Here is a 25,240-nt window from a genome sequence, read left to right as displayed (position 1 = left end):
TCCACCGGCGCTTCGTGGAGCGTGACGTGCCGGCGCCGCCGACGATCGAGCCGCTGCTCGTCCGGCGGTTCGACGGGAGGCTCATCGCATGAAAGATGAGAAGAAGAGCCCGGACCTCGGCGGGTCGGATGTCGCCGTCGTCGGCGTGGGGGGCCGATTCCCGCAGGCTCGCGGGCCCGAGCAGCTCTGGGAGAACCTGCGCAGCGGCCGGTGCGCGATCACGGCAGTGCCGCCCGGGCGGTGGAGCGACGCGGCGCTCGCGGGCGAGTTCCGCGGTGGCTTCGTGGAGGACGCCGACTGCTTCGACGCCGCGTTCTTCAAGATCTCGCCGAAGGAGGCCGAGCTCATGGACCCGCAGCAGCGAATGCTGCTCGAGGTCCTCTGGCACACGCTCGAGGACGCGCGCGTCAAGCCGTCGTCGCTGGAGGGACGGAAGGTCGGCGTCTTCATGGGGGTGTGCAACGACGACTACGCGGAGCTCCTGCACGAGCACGACGCGTACAACGCCAGCCTCTACGGCTCGACCGGGACCTCTGGCTCGATCCTCTCCAACCGCGTCTCGTTTTTCTTCGATTTCCGCGGGCCGAGCGTCACGGTCGACACGGCGTGCTCCAGCTCGCTCGTGGCCGTGCACCTGGCTGCGAGGGCGATCCGTGCGGGGGAATGTGAGGCGGCGTTCGCGGGCGGCGCCAACCTCTGCTGGACGGAGAGCCGCTTCTTGGCCTTCAGGAGCGCCGGGATGCTGTCGAAGGACGGCGTGTGCAGGACGTTCGACGCTCGGGCCAACGGCTACTTGCGTGGCGAGGGCGCCGGCGCGGTCCTCCTGAAGCCGCTCCGCGATGCGCTCCGCGACGGCGACTACATCTACGGTGTCATCAAGGGGGGAGCGATCAACCACGGCGGCCGAACGCGCGGGTTGACCGTTACGAGCCCGGCGCAGCAGCGCCAGCTCCTGATCGACGCGTACCGCGACGCCGGTGTGCACCCCGACACCGTCGGCTACATCGAGACGCACGGGACCGGCACGTCGCTCGGCGATCCCATCGAGTTCCTCGGGCTCAAGCAGGCGTTCGAAGCGCTGAGAGAGCAGGGCGGCGAGCGGCGAGCGCGGCCCGGAACGTGCGCGCTGGGCGCGCTCAAGACCAACATCGGCCACCTCGAGGCCGCGGCCGGCGTCGCCGGGCTCATCAAGGTGCTCCTGTCCCTGAAGCACGGGGCGATCCCCGGAAACCTCCACTTCGACGCGCTCAATTCGCGGATCTCGCTCGACGGAACGTCGTTCTACTTCCCGACGAGCACCCGCGCATGGCCCGCGGGCGAGCCGGGCGACGGTGCGCCGCGGAGGCGCGCAGGCGTGAGCGCGTTCGGGTACGGGGGCGCGTACGCGCACGTCGTCGTCGAGGAGCACCCCGCGCCGCCGCCCGAGGCGAGCGCGCCGGCCCCCGGCCCTCACCTCGTCGCGCTGTCGGCCCCCACGCCGGCGCGGCTGCGCGTCTGGGCGGAGGCGCTCCTCGAGCACATCGGGGCGAGAGTGGTCGAGGCGCCGGTTGCGCTCTCGGAGCTCGCGTACTCCCTGCAGACGACGCGCGAGGAGTTCGAGGAGCGACTCGCGCTGATCGCGGAGGACTCCGCGGCGCTGTCCGAGCAGCTGCGAGCGTTTGTCGCGGGCGTCGACCCTGCCGGTTGCTTCCGAGGGAATGTGCGGACGGCGAAGGGCGCGCCGGTGGACGCGGCGGTCGTCGAGGCGCACATCGGCGGCCGGGCGCTGTCGTCGCTCGCGGAGCTCTGGGTCCGCGGCCAGTCGATCCCGTGGCGCGGCCTGTACGCCGGCGCCGCCCCCCGTACGATCGCGCTGCCGTTGTTCCCGTTCGAGCGGCGCAGGTACTGGGTGACGCGGCGTCTGGTCGCCCCCGCGCCCGAGGTCTCGCTCACCGTGGCGCCGCCTGGCCCGGCCGCGATCGAGAAGCCAAGCGGCATCGCGCTGCGAGCGCCCGGGGAAGAGCGGTTCGCGGCACCCGCAGTGTCGTCGGGCGTCGAACATACGGTGTCGCTCTCGCCCGTGGGCGCCGCCGTGAACCAGGCGGCGGTCGTCGCCGGGTCGGCCATGGGAGCCGCGCCGTACGGGGGGGGTTCACCAGCCGGCGGGGCGGCCTCGTCGGCCATCGCGGGCGTCGAGCGGGTGACCCCCCGCGCGACCGAGCGCGGCGTGGGAGGCCACATGCCAGGAACGACGGCGACCGCACGCGACCGGCGCGCGTCGCCCGTGGATATCGCAGCCGGCGCGCGAACGCTCGCCGCGTTGGAGCAGGAGCTCACGGGGAGCCTGGCCGAGGCGCTCTTCATGGACCGGGCGGACGTCGAGCCCGACCGTCCTTTCATGGATCTCGGTCTCGACTCGATCGTCGGCGTCGAGTGGGTACGGGTGATCAACACGACGTACGGGCTGTCGCTGCCAGCGACGTGCGTGTACGACCACCCCACGATCCGCCGCCTCGCGGCCCACCTGTCGTCGATCGCCCCGCGCACGGAGGAAGTATCGGCGGTCGCGCACCGCCGCCCGCGCGGCGGCGCGGCCGAGGCTGGACGCGCGCGAGCGCACGACCTCGGGGCGCTGGAAGAGGGGCTGACGAGCAGCCTGGCCGAGGCGCTCTACACGGACCGTGCGGAGATCGATCCGGATCGTCCCTTCACGGAGCTCGGTCTCGACTCGATCGTCGGCGTCGAGTGGATACGGGTGATCAACAAGGCGTACGGATTGTCGCTGCCGGCGACGTGCGTGTACGACCACCCCACGATTGGCCGCCTGGCCCGGCACCTTTCGCCGATGCTCGGCGGAGTGGGCGCCGGTCCGTCGGTGCAGCATGGCGGGGAGGATGCGCTGCATCTCTCGCGCGACGATGCTGAAGGGCGACCTGGCGACGCGCGCGCCGGGGCGGCGCGATCGAGCGAGCTCGACGCGCTCCACGGCGAGCTCGCAAAGAGCCTTGCGGACGCGCTCTACATGGATCCCGGCGACGTCGATGTGGACCGTCCGTTCGTGGATCTGGGGCTCGACTCGATCGTGGGCGTCGAGTGGACACGGGCGATCAACAAGGCGTACGGCGTGTCCCTGCCGGCGACGCGCCTCTACGACCATTCCACCGTTCGACGGCTCGCGGCGCACCTCTCGGGCGAGCTCGATGCGCGTGCAGCCGCGGGGAGACCTGTCGCGATCGAGCGAGAGCGCCCCGCTCTCGGGGGCGACATTGCAGCGCGTCCCGCGCGCGAGCCCGAGGCGCGCGCCCCGCGCCCGGCACCTGAGCATGAGGGCATCGCGGTTATCGGGATGTCGGGGGCGTTTCCGAAGGCGAGGGGCCTGGACGAGTTCTGGGAGAACATCGCGCGCGGCGTCGACTGCGTAACGGAGATCCCGCCGGATCGCTGGGCGATCGCGGAGCACTACGACCCGAGGCCGGATGCCCCGCGCAAGACCTACAGCAAGTGGATGGGCGTGCTGGACGACGTGGATCGGTTCGACCCGCTGTTCTTCGGCATCACGCCGACGGAAGCCGAGCTGATGGATCCCCAGCAGCGGCTGTTCCTCGAGCACTGCTGGAGCTGCATCGAGTCGGCGGGGATCGATCCGCAGCGGCTCTCGGGGAGCCGCTGCGGGGTCTACGTTGGCTGCATGCCGGGCGACTACGTCCGGGTGGGCGACGGCACCGATCTCACGCTGCACTGGCTGATGGGCAGCTCGTCGTCGATCCTCGCTGCGCGGATCTCGTACTGCTTGAACCTGAAGGGGCCGTGTCTCGCGATTGACACGGCCTGCTCGTCGTCGCTCGTCGCGATCGTCGAGGCGTGCGACTCGCTGCTGCTCGGGCGGAGCGACCTCGCCCTCGCGGGCGGCGTGAGCGTCGCCGTGCGGCCGGAGACCCATATCATCGGCAGCGGCGCGGGGATGCTCTCCCCGCGCGGGCGCTGCTTCACGTTCGACGCGCGCGCCGACGGCTTCGTGCCGGCGGAGTGCGTCGGCGTCGTCCTCTTGAAGCGGCTCGCCGACGCGGTGCGGGACGGGGACATCATCGCCGGGGTCCTTCGTGGATGGGCGCTGAACCAGGATGGGCGGACCAACGGCATCACCGCGCCCAGCGTGACCTCCCAAGCCGCGCTGCAGAAGCAGGTGTACGACCATTTCGGGATCGACCCCGAGACCATCTCCCTCGTGGAGGCGCACGGCACCGGCACCAAGCTAGGCGACCCGATCGAGGTGCAGGCGCTGACCGAGTCGTTCCGAGCGTACACCGACGAGCGGGAGTACTGCGCGCTCGGCTCGGTGAAGAGCAACATCGGTCACGGGCTCGCCGGCGCCGGCGTCGCCGGCGTGCTCAAGGTCCTGCTCGCGCTTCGACACGAACGGCTGCCGCCGACGATCCACTACGCGACGCGGAACGAGCACATCACCTTCGAGGGAAGCCCTTTCTACGTCAACACCGAGCTCCGTCCGTGGGCGCGGCGGGCGGGGTCGCCGCGGCGCGCTGCGGTCAACTCGTTCGGCTTCAGCGGGACGAACGCGCACGTCGTGATCGAGGAGGCGCCGCCGCGCTCGGGCGAGGTGACGGTCGCGGAGGCGGGTCTGCCGGTGCTGATCGTCCTCTCGGCGAAGAGGCCGGAGCGCCTCGAGGCGTACGCGGCGAAGCTCGCGCGATGGCTTGAACGGCAGCCGGCGCTCGACCTGACCGCCCTTGCCTACACGCTCCAGATCGGGCGAGAGGCGATGGCCCACCGGGCGGCGTTCGTCGCCGACGGCCGGCGCCGGATCGTCGACGTCCTCGGCGAGCTGGCGCGAGGTGTCCGCGCTCCCGGGGTCTTCATGGGGCAGGCGAAGCGCCGCGGCGAGACGGGGGCGGCGTCCGCGAGCGATGCAGCCACGGGCCGGCTGCTCGGTGCCCGCGCGCGCGAGGAGCGGCTGAGCGAGCTGGGCGAGCTCTGGGTGCAAGGAACGACGATCGCGTGGGATGCGCTGTATCAGGATCGTACGCCCGCCCGCCTGAGCATTCCGACCTATCCGTTCGCGAGGGAGCGGTATTGGTTCCCGTTGCCCGGCGGCACGGCGTCTGCCCCGCTCCTCTTCGAGCCACGCTGGGACGCGAAGGAGTCGGCCGGCGATGCGCGCGAGGGCGACCGCGCCGCGGCGCGGTTCGCGAGGCGCTGCGTCCTCGCGGAGCCGGCGTACGAAGACGCGGCGCGCGCGCTGGCGAGCGCCTGCCCCGGGACCGAGATCGAGGCGCTGCGAGTCCACGGCGGCACGCTGGCAGATCGCTTCGCGGGGCGTGTCGAGCAGGTGTTCGAGCGCGTCCGCGAGCTCCTGCGCGATCGGCTCGACGGGCGAGCGCTGCTCCAGGTCGTGGTGAGCCACCAGGGCGAGGGGGCGGAGGCGCTCGCGGGGGTCTCCGGTCTGCTGAAGACGGCGAGCCGGGAGAACCCCGACCTCGTCGCGCAGCTCGTCCAGATCGCCTCGCCGATGCGGGCCGACGAGCTGGCAGCGAGGCTGCGGAGCGACGCGGCGGCGAGCGACGATCGGGTGATTCGCTATCGCGAGGGCGGCCGGTACGTCGCGACCGTGGCCGCGCTCGCACCGGCGCCGGACGACGGCGCTCGGGCGCCGGGCGCGCAGGCCGGCTGGAAGAGCGATGGCGTGTACCTGATCGCCGGCGGAGGCGGCGGCATCGGGCGGATCGTCGCGCGCGACATCGTCGAGCACGCCGACGGGGCGACGGTGCTCCTCGCGGGACGCTCGCCGCTCACCGGCGAGCTGCGCGCCGCGCTCGATGCACTGCGCGCGGCGGGCGAGCGGCGGCGGGCGCGCGTCGAGTACCTGACCATGGACGTCGCGGACGTCGCCGCGGTGGAGGGGCGCGTTCGAGACATCCTCGAGCGATACGGCCGTCTGAGCGGCGTCATTCACGCGGCAGGCGTGCTCCGCGACGGCTTCATCGTTCGAAAGCCGACGAGCGACCTGCATGCCGTGCTCGCGCCGAAGGTGCGTGGGGTCGTCCACCTCGATCGCGCGACCGCTCGCCTCCCGCTCGACTTCTTCGCGATCTTCTCCTCGATCGCTGGCGTCTTCGGAAACGTCGGGCAGGCGGACTACGCGGCGGCGAACGGCTTTCTGGACGGGTACGCTGCCTACCGCGATCGGCTGGTCGCGGACGGGGAGCGCCGCGGGCGGACGATCGCGATCGCGTGGCCCCTGTGGGCGGACGGCGGGATGCACGTGGATCCCGTCACCGCCGAGGCGCTCGATCGAGCCGGGCTCGCGCCGCTCTCCGCGGCGCAAGGGCTCGCCGCGTTTCACGAGGCGCTCACGTCGAGCCGTGCGCGCGTCGTCGTCCTCGCGGGGGGGCTCGATCGGCTGCAGGCCATGGGGGTGGCGACGGGTCCGGCGCCCGCTCAGGCGACGCGGACCGCCGCGGCGACGGCCGCGCAGGCGATGCGCGAGGCGGCGCCGATCACCGCAACGCGCGACGCCGCGGCGATCGATCCGCGGCTCCTCGAAGAGAAGACGCTGCGCAGGCTCCGCGGGCTCTTTGCTGACGTCACGAAGCTGCCGTCGAGCCAGATCGATCCAGAGGAGTCGCTGGAGCTGTATGGGATCGACTCGCTCCTCATCATGCGCCTCAACGAGGCGCTGTCGAAGGCGTTCGGCGACATCTCGAAGACGCTCTGGTTCGAGTACCAGACGCTCGCCGCGCTCGCCGGCCATCTGAGCGCGCGTCACGCCGCCGCGTGCGCGCGCTGGACCGGAATGGATCGCCTCGCCGACGCTCCGGTCCACGCGATCGAGCCGGGCGGCGCCATCGCCCCGCTGGACGAGGGAGCGCGACGCGACGAGGCGCCTCTGCCGCGAAGCGGGGAGGCTGCCGGGGCGCGGCCGGGGCGCGGCCCCATCGCGATCATCGGCCTCAGCGGGCGGTACCCGCAGGCGGACGACGTCGGCGAGCTCTGGGACCACCTCAAGGCCGGGCGGAGCTGCACTCGCGAGATACCCGCCGATCGCTGGTCGCTCGACGGTTTTTACGAGCCCGACCCCGAACAGGCGGTGATGGAGGGGAAGAGCTACGGCAAGTGGGGCGGTTTCATCGACGGCTTCGCCGACTTCGATCCGCTCTTCTTCAATGTCTCGCCACGCGAGTCGATGAACATCGATCCGCAGGAGCGGCTCTTCATCGAGTGCTGCTGGAGCGTGCTCGAGGACGCCGGCTACACGCGCGATCTGATCGCGTCGCGGCACGGGGGGCGGGTCGGCGTCTTCGCCGGGATCACGAAGACCGGCTTCGATCTCCACGGCCCGGAGATGCGCCTCCACGACCGACAGAGCTTTCCGCACACGTCGTTCGGCTCGGTGGCCAATCGCGTCTCCTATCTGTTGAACCTGCGCGGCCCGAGCATGCCGATCGACACGATGTGCTCGTCGTCGCTGACGGCGATCCACGAGGCGTGCGAGCACCTGCTGCGCGACGAGTGCGAGATCGCGATCGCCGGCGGCGTGAATCTTTACGTGCACCCGTCCACGTACGTCGGGCTGTCCGCGCAGCGGATGCTCTCCCGGACCGGGCACTGCAAGAGCTTCGGCGAAGGCGGGGACGGCTTCGTCCCCGGCGAGTGCGTCGGGGCGGTGCTGCTCAAGCCGCTGCAGCGAGCGATTGACGACGGTGATCACATCTACGCCGTGGTGAAGGGGACGAGCATCAACCACGGTGGCAAGACGAACGGCTACACCGTGCCGAATCCGGTGGCGCAGCGCGAGCTGATCCTGAGCGCGCTCGCCAGGGCGGGGGTCGACGCGCGCGCGGTGAGCTACGTGGAGGCGCATGGGACGGGGACGGAGCTCGGCGATCCGATCGAGCTGGCGGGCCTGACGCAGGCGTTCCGAGCCTGGACGGAGGATCGAGAATACTGCGCGATCGGGTCGGTGAAGTCGAACATCGGGCACTGCGAGAGCGCGGCTGGGATAGCGGGTGTGACGAAGGTGGTGCTGCAGATGAAGCACGGGGTGCTGGTCCCGTCGCTGCATTCGGAGCGGCTCAACCCGCACATCGACTTCGAGGACAGCCCGTTCTTCGTGCAGCGCGAGCTGTCGGCGTGGCGGCGGCCGGTGGTGAAGGTGGACGGGAAAGAGCGAGAGCATCCGCGCATCGCCGGGGTCTCGTCGTTCGGAGCGGGCGGGGCCAATGCGCACGTGGTGCTCGAGGAGTACGTGGAGCGCGCGGGCGAGCGGGGTGCGCTCGCGAGCGGAGCGGGACGAGGGGCGGTGGCGGTGGTGCTGTCGGCGCGGAGCGCGGAGGCGCTGCGTCGGCAGGCGAGCCGGCTGAGACGAGCGCTGGAGCGGGGGGAGTACGGGGAAGGGGATCTGGAGGACATCGCGTACACGCTGCAGACGGGGCGAGAGGCGATGGAGCACCGTCTCGGGTTCATCGCCTCCAACCTGGACGAGGTGAAGTCGAAGCTGTCGGCGTACGAGCGAGGGGCAGGTGAGCTCGAGGAGTTCTGGCAAGGGGAGGTGAAGCGAGAGAAGGAGATGCTCTCGCTGCTCGGGTCGGACGAAGAGCTGCAGGAGGCGATCGGCAAGTGGGCATTGCGCGGCAAGTACGCGCGGCTCTTGGAGCTGTGGGTCAAGGGGCTTGCTTTCGACTGGTCGCGAGTGCACGCGGGGCGCAGGGCGAGGCGAGTGTCGCTGCCGACGTATCCGTTCGAGAGGGAGCGATACTGGCTGCCGTCGTCGAGGGGGAGGTCCGAGGTGTCGGTGGCGGGGCGTATTCACCCGCTGGTGCACGCAAACACATCGAGCCTGTCGGAGGAGCGGTTCACGTCGGAGTTCACGGGGCAGGAGCCGTTCTTTGCGGACCACGTGGTGGACGAGGAGCGGGTGCTGCCTGGGGTCGCGTACCTGGAGATGGCGCGGCGAGCGGTGCAGGAGGCGGTGGGAGGCGAGGGGGAGGTAGGCGAGCACGGGATCGAGCTACATCACGTGGTGTGGTCGCAGCCGATCGTGCAGCGAGGTGCGGAGGCCGTGCGTGTGCACGTGCAGGTCGAGAGCGCGGAGGGGTCTGAGCCAGCCGAGGGCTGGACGCTGCGCTACGAGATCTACTCTGGGGGAGCGGGCGTGTCGGGCGAGCGTGTGGTGCACTCGCAGGGCTACGCGCGGCTGGTGGAGAAGCAGCCAGCGCTGCGGGTTGACGTGAGCGAGCTGCGTTCGCGGTGCGAGCAAGAGCGGAGCGGTGCGTCGTGTTATGCGGCGTTCGACGCGATGGGCCTGCACTACGGGCCGTCGCATCGAGGGCTGGTGAGCGTGTGGCGCGGCGAGGGGACAGGCGGAGAGCGCTTCGCGCTGGCGCGTGTGCAGCTGCCTGCGAGCGCGGTGTCGGGGCGGGAGGAGTATGTGCTTCACCCGTCGGTGCTGGACAGCGCGCTGCAAGCGACGATAGCGCTGAGCGATGGTCAGACGCTGAGGCTGCCGTTCGCGCTGGACGCGATGCAGGTGTTCGGAGCGAGCCCGTCGTCCGGGTACGTGGTGATCCGCGAGGAGCGTGGAGGCGAGGGAGGCGGGAAGCTGACGCTGGAGCTGTGCGACGACGGGGGTGTTGTGTGCGTGCGGCTGGCCGGCTTCGCGAGCCGGGCGCAGCACCGGAGCGGGGTAGAGCTCTTGCAGCGGCGCTGGCGGCACAGCCCGGTGGAGCATTCGGCGCAGAGCGGGCGTTCTGGGGACGTGCAGCGATGGGTGCTGCTGGACAGCGCCTACGGCTCGCAGGTCGCAGCGCTGAGCGAGCGGCTGCCGGGAGCACAGGTCACGACGCTGCGCGCCGGCGGCGGCGTGGCGGAGGAGTTCGAGCAGGTCGTCGAGCAGGTGATGACGACGGTGCAGACGATCCTGCGGGAGCGACCCCGGGGCGAGGTGCTGCTGCAGGTGGCGCTGTCGCGGGGTGAGCGAGGCGAGCGGCTGGGTGCGGTGTCCGGGCTGCTGAAGAGCGCGAGCCAGGAGAACCCGAAGCTCGTGGGTCAGGTGCTGGAGCTTGAAGACAGCGCGACGCTGCTGGACAAGCTCGAGGAGAACGCGGCGGCGAGAGGCGATGTAGAGATCCGCTACCAGGGTGGGGAGCGGCAGACGCCGGCGCTGGAACCTGTGGTGGAGTCGCGAGCAGCAGCGGCCGAGGTGCCGTGGAAGCAAGACGGCGTGTACCTGATCACGGGGGGAGCGGGGGGCCTTGGGCTTCTGTTTGCGAAGGAGATCATCGACCGAGCGCCTGGAGCGACGCTGATCCTGACGGGGCGCTCGCGGCTGAGCGGCACGAAGCAAGCGGCGGTGGAGTCGCTGCGCGGTCGAGGTTCGCGCGTGGAGTACATGCAGCTCGACGTGAGCGACGGAGCAGCGGTGTCGCGAGCGGTGGAGCAGCTGCAGTCGGAGCACGGAGGGCTGAACGGGCTAGTGCACGCGGCGGGGGTGCTCCAGGACAGCTTCGTGGTGAACAAGACGGAGGCGCAGTGGCGCAGCGTGCTGGGGCCGAAGGTGCGTGGCCTCGTGCACCTGGACGAGGCGACGAAGCATCTGCCGCTGGACCACATGGTGGTGTTTTCGTCGGTAGCGGGGCTCGTGGGGAATGTGGGGCAGGCGGACTACGCGGCGGCGAACGCGTTCATGGCGCGGTTTGCGGAGCAGCGCAGCGAGCTTGTGCGCGCTGGCCGTCGCCAGGGCCGGACGGTGTCGATCGACTGGCCGCTGTGGGAGAGCGGCGGCATGCAGGTGGACGCTTCGACCGTGCAGCGGCTGCGCCAGACGCATGGTGTGATCCCGCTCGCGACCGAGCACGGGATCGCGGCGTTCTACCGGACCATGGCGAGCGGCCTCGCGCACGTCGGCGTCGTCGCAGGTGATGTGGCGAAGTGGCGCTCGCAGCTCGTGGCCACCCACGCGACTGCCGGCGAGGGCGACGCCTCGCACGACGCGGGCCCGACCGCCGTCGCGTCCGACGTCATGGAGGCGAAGGCAGCGCAGCTGCTCCGAAAGGTGCTGTCGTCGAGCTTGAAGGTGCCGCTGGAACGGATAGACGCGGACGCGCCGCTCGACCGCTATGGGATCGAGTCGGTGATGGTGATGGAGCTGACGCGGGAGCTTGAGAAGACGTTCGGTCCGCTATCGAAGACGCTCTTCTTCGAGCACCAGGACATCCGGTCGCTGAGCCGGTATTTCGCGGAGGCGCATCGCCGTCGGCTCATCGAGGTGCTCGGCGGCGACGACGAGCCGGCGAAGAGCGCCGCGCGCCGGCCGCAGGAGCCGGCATCGGCGAGCGCTCCGCGCAGGGACCGCCTCGTCACGCAGCCGCGCGGAGGCGCTGTCGCGCGCCCGCTTCGGCCGCACGATATCGCGATCATTGGCGTGAGCGGGAGATACCCCGGCGCCGACGACCTCGAAGCGTTCTGGGAGAACCTCAAGTCCGGCCGGGATTGCATCACCGAGATCCCGGAGGACCGCTGGAGCTTGGAGGAGTTCTTCGATCCGCAGAGGGGGAAGCCGGGGAAGATCTATAGCCGCTGGGGCGGCTTCATCGACGGCGTCGACCGGTTCGACCCGCTCTTCTTCAACATCTCGCCGCGTGAAGCGCAGATCATGGACCCGCAGGAGCGGCTCTTCCTTGAGTGCGCGTACGAGACGATCGAGGACGCCGGCTACACGCGCGACGCGCTGAAGAAGCCCGCCGCGGCCGGCGGCCCGCCCGGCACCGTGGGCGTATTCGTCGGCGTGATGTACGAGGAATACCAGCTCTTCGGCGCGCAGGCGCAAGTCCTGGGTCAGCCGTTTGCGCTCAACGGCAATCCTTCGTCAATCGCCAACCGCGTCTCCTATTTTCTCGATTGCCACGGGCCGAGCATGGCGGTGGACACGATGTGCTCGTCGTCGCTTACCGCGATTCACCTCGCCTGCCAGAGCCTGCTCCACGGCGGGTGCGATCTGGCGATCGCCGGCGGGGTGAACGTCTCGATTCATCCGAACAAATATCTGGCGCTGAGCCAGGGGCAGTTCGCGTCGAGCCGGGGTCGCTGCGAGAGCTTCGGGGAAGGCGGGGACGGCTACGTGCCAGCCGAGGGGGTCGGGGCGGTGCTGCTCAAGCCGCTGCAGCGAGCGATTGACGACGGTGATCACGTCTACGCCGTGGTCAAGGGGACGAGCATCAACCACGGCGGCAAGACGAACGGCTACACCGTGCCGAGCCCCATGGCGCAGGCGCAGCTCGTCGCGCAGGCGCTCACGGAAGCCAAGATCGAGCCGCGTGCCGTGAGCTACGTGGAAGCGCATGGGACGGGGACGGAGCTCGGCGATCCGATCGAGCTGGCGGGCCTGACGCAGGCGTTCCGTCGTCGGACGGAGGAGCGAGGGTACTGCGCGATCGGGTCGGTGAAGTCGAACATCGGGCACTGCGAGAGCGCGGCTGGGATAGCGGGTGTGACGAAGGTGGTGCTGCAGATGAAGCACGGGGTGCTGGTCCCGTCGCTGCATTCGGAGCGGCTCAACCCGCACATCAACTTCGAGGACAGCCCGTTCTTCGTGCAGCGCGAGCTGTCGGCGTGGCGGCGGCCGGTGGTGAAGGTGGATGGGAAAGAGCGAGAGCATCCGCGCATCGCCGGGGTCTCGTCGTTCGGAGCGGGCGGGGCCAATGCGCACGTGGTGCTCGAGGAGTACGTGGAGCGCGCGGGCGAGCGGGGTGCGCTCGCGAGCGGAGCGGGACGAGGGGCGGTGGCGGTGGTGCTGTCGGCGCGGAGCGCGGAGGCGCTGCGTCGGCAGGCGAGCCGGCTGAGACGAGCGCTGGAGCGGGGGGAGTACGGGGAAGGGGATCTGGAGGACATCGCGTACACGCTGCAGACGGGGCGAGAGGCGATGGAGCACCGTCTCGGGTTCATCGCCTCCAACCTGGACGAGGTGAAGTCGAAGCTGTCGGCGTACGAGGGAGGCGCAGGTGAGCTCGAGGAGTTCTGGCAAGGGGAGGTGAAGCGAGAGAAGGAGATGCTCTCGCTGCTCGGGTCGGACGAAGAGCTGCAGGAGGCGATCGGCAAGTGGGCATTGCGCGGCAAGTACGCGCGGCTCTTGGAGCTGTGGGTCAAGGGGCTTGCTTTCGACTGGTCGCGAGTGCACGCGGGGCGCAGGGCGAGGCGAGTGTCGCTGCCGACGTATCCGTTCGAGAGGGAGCGATACTGGCTGCCGTCGTCGAGGGGGAGGTCTGGGGCGGCGGGAGCGGGTGCGGGGCGTATTCACCCGCTGGTGCATGCAAACACCTCGAGCCTGTCGGAGGAGCGGTTCACGTCGGAGTTCACGGGGCAGGAGCCGTTCTTTGCGGACCACGTGGTGGACGAGGAGCGGGTGCTGCCTGGGGTCGCGTACCTGGAGATGGCGCGGCGTGCGGTGCAGGAGGCGGTGGGAGGCGAGGGGGAGATAGGCGAGCACGGGATCGAGCTGCATCACGTGGTGTGGTCGCAGCCGATCGTGCAGCGAGGTGCGGAGGCCGTGCGTGTGCACGTGCAGGTCGAGAGCGCGGAGGGGTCTGAGCCAGCCGAGGGCTGGACGCTGCGCTACGAGATCTACTCTGGGGGAGCGGGCGTGTCGGGCGAGCGGGTGGTGCACTCGCAGGGCTACGCGCGGCTGGTGGAGAAGCAGCCAGCGCCGCGGGTTGACGTGAGCGAGCTGCGTTCGCGGTGCGAGCAAGAGCGGAGCGGTGCGTCGTGTTACGGGGCGTTCGACGCGATGGGCCTGCACTACGGGCCGTCGCATCGAGGGCTGGTGAGCGTGTGGCGCGGCGAGGGGACAGGCGGAGAGCGCTTCGCGCTGGCGCGTGTGCAGCTGCCTGCGAGCGCGGTGTCGGGGCGGGAGGAGTATGTGCTTCACCCGTCGGTGCTGGACAGCGCGCTGCAAGCGACGATAGCGCTGAGCGATGGTCAGACGCTGAGGCTGCCGTTCGCGCTGGACGCGGTGCAGGTGTTCGGAGCGAGCCCGTCGTCCGGGTACGTGGTGATCCGCGAGGAGCGTGGAGGCGAGAAGCTGACGCTGGAGCTGTGCGACGATGGGGGTGTTGTGTGCGTGCGGCTGGCCGGCTTCGCGAGCCGGGCGCAGCACCGGAGCGGGGTAGAGCTCTTGCAGCGGCGCTGGCGGCACAGCCCGGTGGAGCATTCGGCGCAGAGCGGGCGTTCTGGGGACGTGCAGCGATGGGTGCTGCTGGACAGCGCCTACGGCTCGCAGGTCGCAGCGCTGAGCGAGCGGCTGCCGGGAGCACAGGTCACGACGCTGCGCGCCGGCGGCGGCGTGGCGGAGGAGTTCGAGCAGGTCGTCGAGCAGGTGATGACGACGGTGCAGACGATCCTGCGGGAGCGACCCCGGGGCGAGGTGCTGCTGCAGGTGGCGCTGTCGCGGGGTGAGCGAGGCGAGCGGCTCGGTGCGGTGTCCGGGCTGCTGAAGAGCGCGAGCCAGGAGAACCCGAAGCTCGTGGGTCAGGTGCTGGAGCTTGAAGACAGCGCGACGTTGCTGGACAAGCTCGAGGAGAACGCGGCGGCGAGAGGTGATGTAGAGATCCGCTACCAGGGTGGGGAGCGGCAGACGCCGGCGCTGGAACCTGTGGTGGAGTCGCGAGCAGCAGCGGTCGAGGTGCCGTGGAAGCAAGACGGCGTGTACCTGATCACGGGGGGAGCGGGGGGCCTTGGGCTTCTGTTTGCGAAGGAGATCATCGACCGAGCGCCTGGAGCGACGCTGATCCTGACGGGGCGCTCGCGGCTGAGCGGCACGAAGCAAGCGGCGGTGGAGTCGCTGCGCGGCCGAGGTTCGCGCGTGGAGTACATGCAGCTCGACGTGAGCGACGGAGCAGCGGTGTCGCGAGCGGTGGAGCAGCTGCAGTCGGAGCACGGAGGGCTGAACGGGCTAGTGCACGCGGCGGGGGTGCTCCAGGACAGCTTCGTGGTGAACAAGACGGAGGCGCAGTGGCGCAGCGTGCTGGGGCCGAAGGTGCGTGGCCTCGTGCACCTGGACGAGGCGACGAAGCATCTGCCGCTGGACCACATGGTGGTGTTTTCGTCGGTAGCGGGGCTCGTGGGGAATGTGGGGCAGGCGGACTACGCGGCGGCGAACGCGTTCATGGCGCGGTTTGCGGAGCAGCGCAGCGAGCTTGTGCGCGCTGGCCGTCGCCAGGGCCGGACGGTGTCGATCGACTGGCCGCTGTGGGAGAGCGGCGGCATGCAGGTGGACGCCTCGACCGTGCGGCGGCTGCGCCAGACATACGGCGTGACCCCGCTCGCGACCGAGCACGGGATCGCGGCGTTCTACCGGACCATGGCGAGCGGCCTCGCGCACGTCGGCGTCGTCGCAGGTGATGTGGCGAAGTGGCGCTCGCAGCTCGTGGCCACCCACGCGACTGCCGGCGAGGGCGACGCCTCGCACGACGCGGGCCCGACCGCCGTCGCGTCCGACGTCATGGAGGCGAAGGCAGCGCAGCTGCTCCGAAAGGTGCTGTCGTCGAGCTTGAAGGTGCCGCTGGAACGGATAGACGCGGACGCGCCGCTCGACCGCTACGGGATCGAGTCGGTGATGGTGATGGAGCTGACGCGGGAGCTTGAGAAGACGTTCGGCCCGCTATCGAAGACGCTCTTCTTCGAGCACCAGGACATCCGGTCGCTGAGCCGGTATTTCGCGGAGGCGCATCGCCGTCGGCTCATCGAGGTGCTCGGCGGCGACGACGAGCCGGCGAAGAGCGCCGCGCGCCGGCCGCAGGAGCCGGCATCGGCGAGCGCTCCGCGCAGGGACCGCCTCGTCACGCAGCCGCGCGGAGGCGCTGTCGCGCGCCCGCTTCGGCCGCACGATATCGCGATCATTGGCGTGAGCGGGAGATACCCCGGCGCCGACGACCTCGAAGCGTTCTGGGAGAACCTCAAGTCCGGCCGGGATTGCATCACCGAGATCCCGGAGGACCGCTGGAGCTTGGAGGAGTTCTTCGATCCGCAGAGGGGGAAGCCGGGGAAGACCTATAGCCGCTGGGGCGGCTTCATCGACGGCGTCGACCGGTTCGATCCGCTCTTCTTCAACATCTCGCCGCGCGAGGCGCAGATCATGGACCCGCAGGAGCGGCTCTTCCTTGAGTGCGCGTACGAGACGATCGAGGACGCCGGCTACACGCGAGACGCGCTGCGTGGGCCTGCGGTGCGTGGCCGTGTAGGGGTGTTCGTCGGCGTGATGTACGAAGAGTACCTGCTCTATGGCCTCCCTTCGCAGGACACGGAGCAGCTGCTGATGCCGAGCGTCAGCCCATCGTCGATCGCGAATCGTGTCTCTTACTTCTGCAACTTCCAGGGGCCGAGCGTGGCAGTGGACACGATGTGCTCGTCGTCGCTCACCGCGATCCACTTCGCCTGCCGCAGCATCCTTGAAGGCGAATGCGAACTGGCGATCGCCGGCGGGGTGAACGTCTCGATTCACCCGAACAAATACCTGGCGCTGAGCCAGGCTCAGTTCGTGTCGAGCCGGGGTCGCTGCGAGAGCTTCGGGGAAGGCGGGGACGGCTACGTGCCGGCCGAGGGGGTCGGTGCGGTGCTGCTCAAGCCGCTTCAGCGAGCGATTGACGATGGTGATCACATCTACGCCGTGGTCAAGGGGACGAGCATCAACCACGGTGGCAAGACGAACGGCTACACCGTGCCGAATCCGGCGGCGCAGAGCGAGGTGATCGCGGCGGTGCTCGAGAGGGCCAACGTCGATGCGCGTGCCGTGAGCTATGTGGAGGCGCATGGGACGGGCACGCCGCTCGGTGATCCCATCGAGCTGGCGGGCCTGACGCAGGCGTTCCGTCGTGGGACGGAGGAGCGAGGGTACTGCGCGATCGGGTCTGTGAAGTCGAACATCGGGCACTGCGAGAGCGCGGCTGGGATAGCGGGTGTGACGAAGGTGGTGCTGCAGATGAAGCACGGGGCGCTGGTCCCGTCGCTGCATTCGGAGCGGCTCAACCCGCACATCGACTTCGAGAACAGCCCGTTCTTCGTGCAGCGCGAGCTGTCGGCGTGGCGGCGGCCGGTGGTGAAGGTGGACGGGAAGGAGCGAGAGCATCCGCGCATCGCCGGGGTCTCGTCGTTCGGGGCGGGCGGCGCCAACGCCTCCGTGGTGCTCGAGGAGTACGTGGAGCGCGCGGGCGAGCGGGGTGCGCTCGCGAGCGGAGCGGGACGAGGCGCGGTGGCCGTGGTGCTGTCGGCGCGGAGCGCGGAGGCGCTGCGTCGGCAGGCGAGCCGGCTGAGACGAGCGCTGGAGCTGGGAGCGTACGGGGAAGGGGATCTGGAGGACATCGCGTACACGCTGCAGACGGGGCGAGAGGCGATGGAGCACCGCCTCGGGTTCATCGCCTCCAACCTGGACGAGGTGAAGTCGAAGCTGTCGGCGTACGAGCGCGGCGGGGGCAAGATCGATGAGTTCTGGCAAGGGGAGGTGAAGCGAGAGAAGGAGATGCTCTCGCTGCTCGGGTCGGACGAAGAGCTGCAGGAGGCGATCGGCAAGTGGGCATTGCGCGGCAAGTACGCGCGGCTCTTGGAGCTGTGGGTCAAGGGGCTTGCTTTCGACTGGTCGCGAGTGCACGCGGGGCGCAGGGCGAGGCGCGTGTCGCTGCCGACGTATCCGTTCGAGAGGGAGCGATACTGGCTGCCGTCGTCGAGAGGGAGGTCGGAGGCGGCGGGAGCGGGGCGTATTCACCCGCTGGTGCATGCAAACACCTCGAGCCTGTCGGAGGAGCGGTTCACGTCGGAGTTCACGGGGCAAGAGCCGTTCTTTGCCGATCACGTGGTGGAGGAGGAGCGGGTGCTGCCTGGGGTCGCGTACCTGGAGATGGCGCGGCGAGCGGTGCAGGAGGCGGTGGGAGGCGAGGGGGAGGTAGGCGAGCACGGGATCGAGCTACATCACGTGGTGTGGTCGCAGCCGATCGTGCAGCGAGGTGCGGAGGCCGTGCGTGTGCACGTGCAGGTCGAGAACGCGGAGGGGTCTGAGCCAGCCGAGGGCTGGACGCTGCGCTACGAGATCTACTCAGGGGGAGCGGGCGTGTCGGGCGAGCGTGTGGTGCACTCGCAGGGCTACGCGCGGCTCGTGGAGAAGCAGCCAGCGCCGCGGGTTGACGTGAGCGAGCTGCGTTCGCGGTGCGAGCAAGAGCGGAGCGGTGCGTCGTGTTACGCGGCGTTCGATGCGATGGGCCTGCACTACGGGCCGTCGCATCGAGGGCTGGTGAGCGTGTGGCGCGGGGAGGAGACAGGCGGAGAGCGCTTTGCGCTGGCGCGTGTGCAACTGCCAGCGAGCGCGATGTCCGGGCGGGAGGAGTATGTGCTTCACCCGTCGGTGCTGGATAGCGCGCTGCAAGCGACGATAGCGCTGGGCGATGGTCAGACGCTGAGGCTGCCGTTTGCGCTGGACGCGGTGGAGGTGTTCGGAGCGAGCCCGCCGTCCGGGTACGTGGTGATCCGCGAGGAGCGTGGAGGCGAGGGAGGCGGGAAGCTGACGCTGGAGCTGTGCGACGACGCGGGCGTTGTGTGCGTGCGGCTTGCCGGCTTCGCGAGCCGGGCGCAGCACCGGAGCGGGGTAGAGCTCTTGCAGCGGCGCTGGCGGCACAGCCCGGTGGAGCAGCCGCCGCAGAGCGGGCATGTGCAGCGGTGGGTGCTGCTGGACAGCGCCTACGGTTCGCAGGTCGCAGCGCTGAGCGAGCGGCTGCCGGGAGCCCAGATTACGACGCTGCGCGCCGGCGCCGGCGCCGGCGCCGGCGTGGCGGAGGAGTTCGAGCAGGTCGTCGAGCAGGTGATGGCGACGGTGCAGACGATCCTGCGGGAGCGACCCCGGGGTGAGGTGCTGCTGCAGATAGCGCTGTCGCGGGGTGAGCGAGGCGAGCGGCTCGGTGCGGTGTCCGGGCTGCTGAAGAGCGCGAGCCAGGAGAACCCGAAGCTCGTGGGTCAGGTGCTGGAGCTAGAAGACAGCGCGACGCTGCTGGACAAGCTCGAGGAGAACGCGGCAGCGAGGGGCGATGTAGAGATCCGCTACCAGGGTGGGGAGCGGCAGACGCCGGCGCTGGAACCTGTGGTGGAGTCGCGAGCAGCCGGGGTCGAGGTGCCGTGGAAGCAAGACGGCGTGTACCTGATCACGGGGGGAGCGGGCGGGCTTGGGCTCCTGTTCGCGAAGGAGATCATCGACCGAGCGGCTGGAGCGACGCTGATCCTGACGGGGCGCTCGCGGCTGAGCGGCACGAAGCAAGCTGCGGTGGAGTCGCTGCGCGGTCGAGGTTCGCGCGTGGAGTACATGCAGCTCGACGTGAGCGACGGAGCAGCGGTGTCGCGAGCGGTGGAGCAGCTGCAGTCGGAGCACGGAGGGCTGAACGGGCTAGTGCACGCGGCGGGGGTGCTCCAGGACAGCTTCGTGGTGAACAAGACGGAGGCGCAGTGGCGCAGCGTGCTGGGGCCGAAGGTGCGTGGCCTCGTGCACCTGGACGAGGCGACGAAGCATCTGCCGCTGGACCACATGGTGGTGTTTTCGTCGGTAGCGGGGCTCGTGGGGAATGTGGGGCAGGCGGACTACGCGGCGGCGAACGCGTTCATGGCGCGGTTTGCGGAGCAGCGCAGCGAGCTTGTGCGGGCTGGCCGTCGCCAGGGCCGGACGGTGGCGATCGACTGGCCGCTGTGGGAGAGCGGCGGCATGCAGATGGACGCTTCGACAGTGCAGCGGCTGCGCCAGACGCATGGTGTGATCCCGCTCGCGACCGAGCACGGGATCGCGGCGTTCTACCGGACCATGGCGAGCGGCCTGGCACATGTCGGGGTCTTTGCGACCGAGGCGTCACGAGAGGCGCTCACGGACGCGGACGACGACTCCAGATTTTACATGGAGCTCTTCGAAACGATGGTGGAAGGCGTCCTGTCGGAGGACGAGTTCCGGGAGTGGCTCGTAGCATGACGCAGGGGTCGCACGACGCGGATGCGCGGGACGAGATCGCCGCGCTGTTCTCGCTGATCAAGGAGCAGAAGCTGACGCGCGCGGAGGCGCTGGACCGCCTCCGCGCCGTCCGCGCTCGCCTCCGCTCAGAGCGAGCCGCCGCGCCGGCGGCCGCGCAAATCGCCGCGACGCCCCCGTCAGGCGGTGCCGTCGAGCTCGTCGAGGCCGAGGTCGTCGATTACTTCCGGAAGCAGGTCGCATCGGCGCTCAAGCTGCCGCTCGATCGGGTCGACGCCGACACACCTCTCGAGCGGTACGGGATCGACTCGGTCGTCGTCATGCACCTGACGAGCGCGCTGGAGAAGCACTTCGGCCCGCTGTCGAAGACCCTGTTCTTCGAGTTCGACACGATCGACGCTATCGCGCGGCACTTCCTCGAGAACCACCGCGCCGCGCTGTCCCGGATCCTCGGGAAAAGCGCTCCTAGCGCGCTCGACCGTCCTGTCAGCGCGCCTCCGCGCAGCGCGCGTCCCCTCGGCCGTCCGGTTGTGGCCGTGCGCAAGGCCGTCTCTGCCAGCGTCGATTCGCCTGTCGCTGCGCCGCCCGTCGCTGCGCCGCCCGTCGCGGCGCCGCCTGTAGCAACGCCGCCCGTTGCAGCGCCGCCCGTCGCAGCGCCGCCCATTGCGGCGCCGCCTGGCGTATCCGCTCGTGGCGCCGGCCCGTATGACATCGCGATCATCGGCGTGAGCGGCCGTTACCCGCAGGCGAACGATCTCGGGGAGTTCTGGGAGAACCTGAGGTCGGGCAAGGACTGCATCACCGAGATCCCGCCCGACCGCTGGGACTACCGCGCCTATTTCGACGCGCAGAAAGGGCGGATCGGAAAGAGCTACAGCAAGTGGGGCGGATTCATCGACGGTGTGGACCGGTTCGATCCGCTCTTCTTCCACGTCTCGCCGCGCGAGGCGCAGCTCATCGACCCGCAGGAGCGGCTCTTCCTGCAGTGCGCGTACGAGACGCTCGAGGATGCCGGTTACACGCGCGATTCGCTGAGCGGGTCCGCGGTGCGCCGCCGTGTGGGCGTGTTCGTCGGGGTGATGTACGAGGAATACCAGCTCTACGGCGTCCCTTCACAAGGCGCCGAGCAGCCGCTGGTGCCGAGCGGCCGCCCATCGTCGATCGCGAATCGCGTTTCGTTCTTCTGCAACTTCCACGGGCCGAGCGTGGCGGTGGACACGATGTGTTCGTCGGCGCTCACCGCGATCCACTTCGCCTGCCGCAGCATCCTCGAAGGCGAGTGCGATCTGGCGATCGCCGGCGGGGTGAACGTCTCCGTTCACCCGAACAAATACCTCGCCTTGAGCCAGGGGCAGTTCGTTTCGAGCGCGGGGCGGTGCGAGAGCTTCGGCGAGGGAGGAGACGGCTACGTTCCTAGCGAAGGGGTCGGCGCGGTGCTGCTCAAGCCGCTCTCCCGCGCCATCGCCGACCGCGATCACATCTATGGCGTGATCAAGGGGACCAGCGTCAACCACGGCGGCAGGACGAACGGCTACACCGTCCCGAACCCGAACGCGCAGAGCGAGGTAATCACCGACGCCCTGCAGAGGGCGGGCATCGATCCGCGCGCGATCAGCTACATCGAGGCGCACGGGACGGGGACGAGCCTCGGCGACCCGATCGAGATCGCCGGGCTGAGCAAGGCGTTCCAACGGGCGAGCGGCGAGGCGCTCGTGCAAACGTGCGCGATCGGCTCGGTGAAGTCGAACATCGGCCATGGCGAGAGCGCGGCCGGCATCGCCGGCGTGACGAAGGTGCTCCTCCAGCTCGAGCATCGCCAGCTCGCCCCGAGCCTGCACGCGCGGACCTTGAACCCGCACATCGATTTCGACCGCACTCCGTTCCGCGTCCAGCAGGAGCTCGCAGCGTGGCCGCGGCCGCGCCTCCGCATCGACGGCGTCGAGCGCGAAGTCCCGCGGCTCGCGGGGGTGTCGGCGTTCGGCGCGGGTGGCTCGAACGCCCACGTGATCATCGAGGAGTACGTCGCGCGCGACGAGGCGCCGGCGCCGCCGGTCGAGCTACCGGTGGTGATCGTCCTGTCGGCGAAGAGCGAAGCGCAGCTCCGCGCGCAGGCGCGCAACCTCGTCGCGGCGATCCGCCGTGAGGGCTACACCGAGGCCGATCTGCCGTCGATCGCGTACACCCTCCAGGTCGGTCGCGAGCCGATGGAGGAGCGCGCCGCGACCACGGTGGCCAGCCTCGCGGCGCTCGTCGAGCGCCTCGAGATGCTGTGCGCCGAGCCGCCCGATGAACGCGACTGGACAAGAGGGTCGGTCGAGACGAGCAAGGCGGCGATCGCGTTCTTCAAGTCGGACGACGAAGGCCGCGAGCTGCTCGCGAGCTGGGTCTCCAGGCGGCACTACGACCGGATCGCAGGGCTCTGGGTGAAGGGCCTCCCCTTCGACTGGGAGAGGCTCTACCCGGCCGGGGGGCCGGGGCGCGTCCGGCTGCCGAAGTACCCCTTCGCGAACGAGCGCTGCTGGGTGGAGACCCGGCCTGCTGCGCGGCCCTCGGGCGCGGCGCGCCTGCACCCGCTCCTGCACGAGAACGTGTCGACGGCGTTCGAGTCGAAGTTCGTCTCGACGTTCACGGGCGACGAGCCTTTCCTCCGCGATCACCGCGTCCGGCGCGACGCGGTGCTGCCCGGCGCCTGCCACCTCGAGATGGCGCTGGCGGCCGCCAAAAGGAGCCTGGACACGGATCGCGCGGTCACGCTCGCGGGCGTCGCGTGGCTCCGGCCGCTGGCCGTGGCCCAGGGGGGTCGCACGGTGCAGATCGACGTGATCGCCAGCAGCGAGACGGAGGCGGAGTTCGAGATCCACGGCGGACCCGGCGACGACGCGGACGTCGTGTACTGCCGCGGCCTCGCGCGCGTCGTCGCTGCCGCACGTCCACCGGCGCTCGACCTCTCGCGCCTGCGCGAGGCGTGCTCGCGCGCCGAGCTCGCGCCCGAGCGCGTGTACGAGGCGCTCGGGGCGGCCGGGCTCGAGTACGGCCCCGCGCATCGGAGCATCGAGGAGCTCCGCGTCGGGAGCGACGCCGCGGGGCGCCCGCAGGTGCTCGCCCGGCTGGCGATCCCGGAGTGCGTCGCCGGCGCGGCGGCGGAGTTTCAGATCCACCCGAGCATCGTCGACGGCGCGATCCAGGCCGCGATCGGCCTCGCGCCCCCCGCTGGAGGAGCGAGCGAGCGAGCGCGCCGTCCCGCGCTCCCCTCAGGGCTCGCGGTGCTGTCGCTCCACGGCCCGACGCCGCAGCGCGCGTACGCCTGGCTCCGCTTCCGCGACGGGAGCAGCCCCGACGACGACGTCAGGGCGATCGACATCAGCCTATGCGACGAGCTCGGCGAGGTCCGTGCGCAGCTCGATGGGCTGACCCTGCGCCTGATGAGCGACGCGCCGCGCACAGAGACGATGCTCCTCGAGCCGCGATGGGCGGAGGAGCCCGCGCGCGTCGCGCGCGCCGACGCGGCCATCGCCGACGGGGACCGGAGGCTCTTTGTCGTCGGCGCGCTCGGCTCGGAGCAGCGAGCGGCGCTCGAGCGGCAGCTGCGTGGAGGCGAGCTTCACTTCGTCGCGCCGGGCACCGGCTCGCTCGCCGAGAGGTACGAGCGTGTTGCCGCTGCGCTGCTCGGGGTCCTCCGCGCGCTCCTGGTGCGCGCGCCTGCCCGGCGTCGCCTGCTGCAGGTCGTCGTCGCGTCGAGTGACCCCGAGGAAGGCGCGCTCTACGCCGGCCTCAGCGCGATGTTGAAATCGGCGAGCCGGGAGAACCCGCACCTCGTCACACAGCACATCACGATCGGCGAGCCGGCGTTGGCGAACGGGTGGTTCGACGTGCTCGACGACGAGGCAGCGCGCCTCGACGCGGACGAGATCCGGTACCGAGGCGAGCGCCGCGAGGTGCGGCGGCTCGTGGAGCTCGCTCGCCTCGACGCCAGCGACGAGGCGGCTCCCCCCTGGCGCGACGGCGGGGTGTACTGGATCACCGGCGGCCTGGGTGGGCTCGGGCTCGTCGTGGCGACGTCGATCGCGCGCGCGAGCCGCGGCGCGGCGCTGGTCGTCACGGGCCGGTCGCCTGTCGCGAGCTCGGACGGCCAGTCGAAGCTCGCCGAGCTCCGCGCCCTCGGCGCGCGGGTCGAGTACCGGAGCGTCGACGTCGCCGACCGCGCCGCCGTCGAGGATCTCGTCCGCCATGTCCGGGCGACGTACGGCCAGCTCGACGGAGTCGTCCACGCCGCCGGCGTCGTCGAGGACAGCTTCCTCGTGCGGAAGACGGACGACGAGCTGCGCCGGGTGTTCGCCGCGAAGGTGGCGGGGATCGCCAACCTCGACGAGGCCACACGAGGCGAGCCCCTCGACTGCTTCGTCTGCTTCTCGTCCGTCGCAGGGGCGATGGGGAACGTTGGCCAGTCCGACTACGCGGCGGCGAACGCTTTCATGGACGCCTACGCGAGGCGTCGCGCCGAGCAGGTGGAGCGGGGCGCCCGCTCGGGCCGAACCATCTCGATCGGCTGGCCGCTGTGGGCCGAGGGCGGGATGCACGTCGACTCCACCGTCGAGGCCAGGCTCCGGCGCGATGGGCTCACCCCTCTCGGCACCGCCGCCGGGCTCGCAGCGCTGGCGCGATGCATCCGCGATCCCGGGCACCCGAGCCACGTGGTGGTCCTGTTCGGCGACGCGCGCGCGCTCCGCGACGCGCTCCTCGCCCGCTCCAGCCGGCCGTCGCCCGGCGATCTTGCGGCCGCATCGCCGGCGAACGCGTCCACTCCGGCGATCCGCGAAGAGGCGCTGAGGCAGGTGAAGAAGCTCCTCGCCCCGGTGATCAAGCTTCCGGTCGAGCGGATCGACGCGGCGGCGTCGTTCGAGACGTACGGCATCGAATCGGTGATGGCGGTCGAGCTCACGGATCGGCTCGAGGCGGTGTTCGGTCCGCTGTCGAAGACGCTCCTGTTCGAGGCGAAGACGGTCCGCGAGCTGGCGGACTACTTCGTCGAGCACCACGCGGCGACGCTGGGCTCACTGCTCGGCGGGGCGAGCGCCCCGGCCGCGCCGGCGACGGCGGTCTCCGCCGGAGCAGGGCCGGCGCGCCGCCGTGCGCGCCGCCTCCCGTCGCGCGGCCGCGCCGGCGAGGCGCGCGAGGCGGCCATTGCGATCATTGGCCTGAGCGGCCGCTACCCGCAGGCGAACGATCTCGGGGAGTTCTGGGAGAACCTGAGGTCGGGCAAGGACTGCATTA

3 protein-coding genes (2 of these 3 only partly in view) are annotated in these 25,240 nt (G+C 70.5%); all 3 read left to right on the top strand.

Going from position 1 to position 25,240, the window contains the following annotated elements; all coding sequences use genetic code 11:
- Tightly spaced (each overlapping or abutting the next), the 3 genes in view from asnB to ACSRUE_RS31870 form a layout consistent with a single transcriptional unit that may run on beyond the window.
- A protein-coding gene (gene asnB, locus ACSRUE_RS31880; protein WP_441286889.1) for an asparagine synthase (glutamine-hydrolyzing) crosses the window boundary here: on the top strand, positions 1-92 show its final stretch. It extends 1,813 nt beyond the left edge of the window; 92 of the gene's 1,905 nt are visible here — the last part of the coding sequence; its start codon lies beyond the left edge, outside the window; it ends in the stop codon at positions 90-92.
- Positions 89-19,972: an SDR family NAD(P)-dependent oxidoreductase gene (locus tag ACSRUE_RS31875; protein ID WP_441286888.1), complete on the top strand. Its 19,884-nt coding sequence runs from the start codon at positions 89-91 to the stop codon at positions 19,970-19,972. The genes asnB and ACSRUE_RS31875 overlap by 4 nt, the downstream gene beginning before the upstream one ends.
- Positions 19,969-25,240: the 5' portion of an SDR family NAD(P)-dependent oxidoreductase gene (locus ACSRUE_RS31870; protein WP_441286887.1), read on the top strand. 6,200 nt of this gene lie beyond the right edge of the window; 5,272 of the gene's 11,472 nt are visible here — the first part of the coding sequence; it begins with the start codon at positions 19,969-19,971; the stop codon falls past the right edge of the window. The genes ACSRUE_RS31875 and ACSRUE_RS31870 overlap by 4 nt, the downstream gene beginning before the upstream one ends.

The sequence above is a fragment of the Sorangium sp. KYC3313 genome (assembly GCF_052075895.1).
In the GTDB taxonomy this organism is placed as follows: Bacteria; Myxococcota_A; Polyangia; order Polyangiales; family Polyangiaceae; genus Sorangium; species Sorangium cellulosum_B.
Note: the sequence above shows the minus strand (reverse complement) of the source record. Positions and strands in the feature narration are given on the sequence as shown.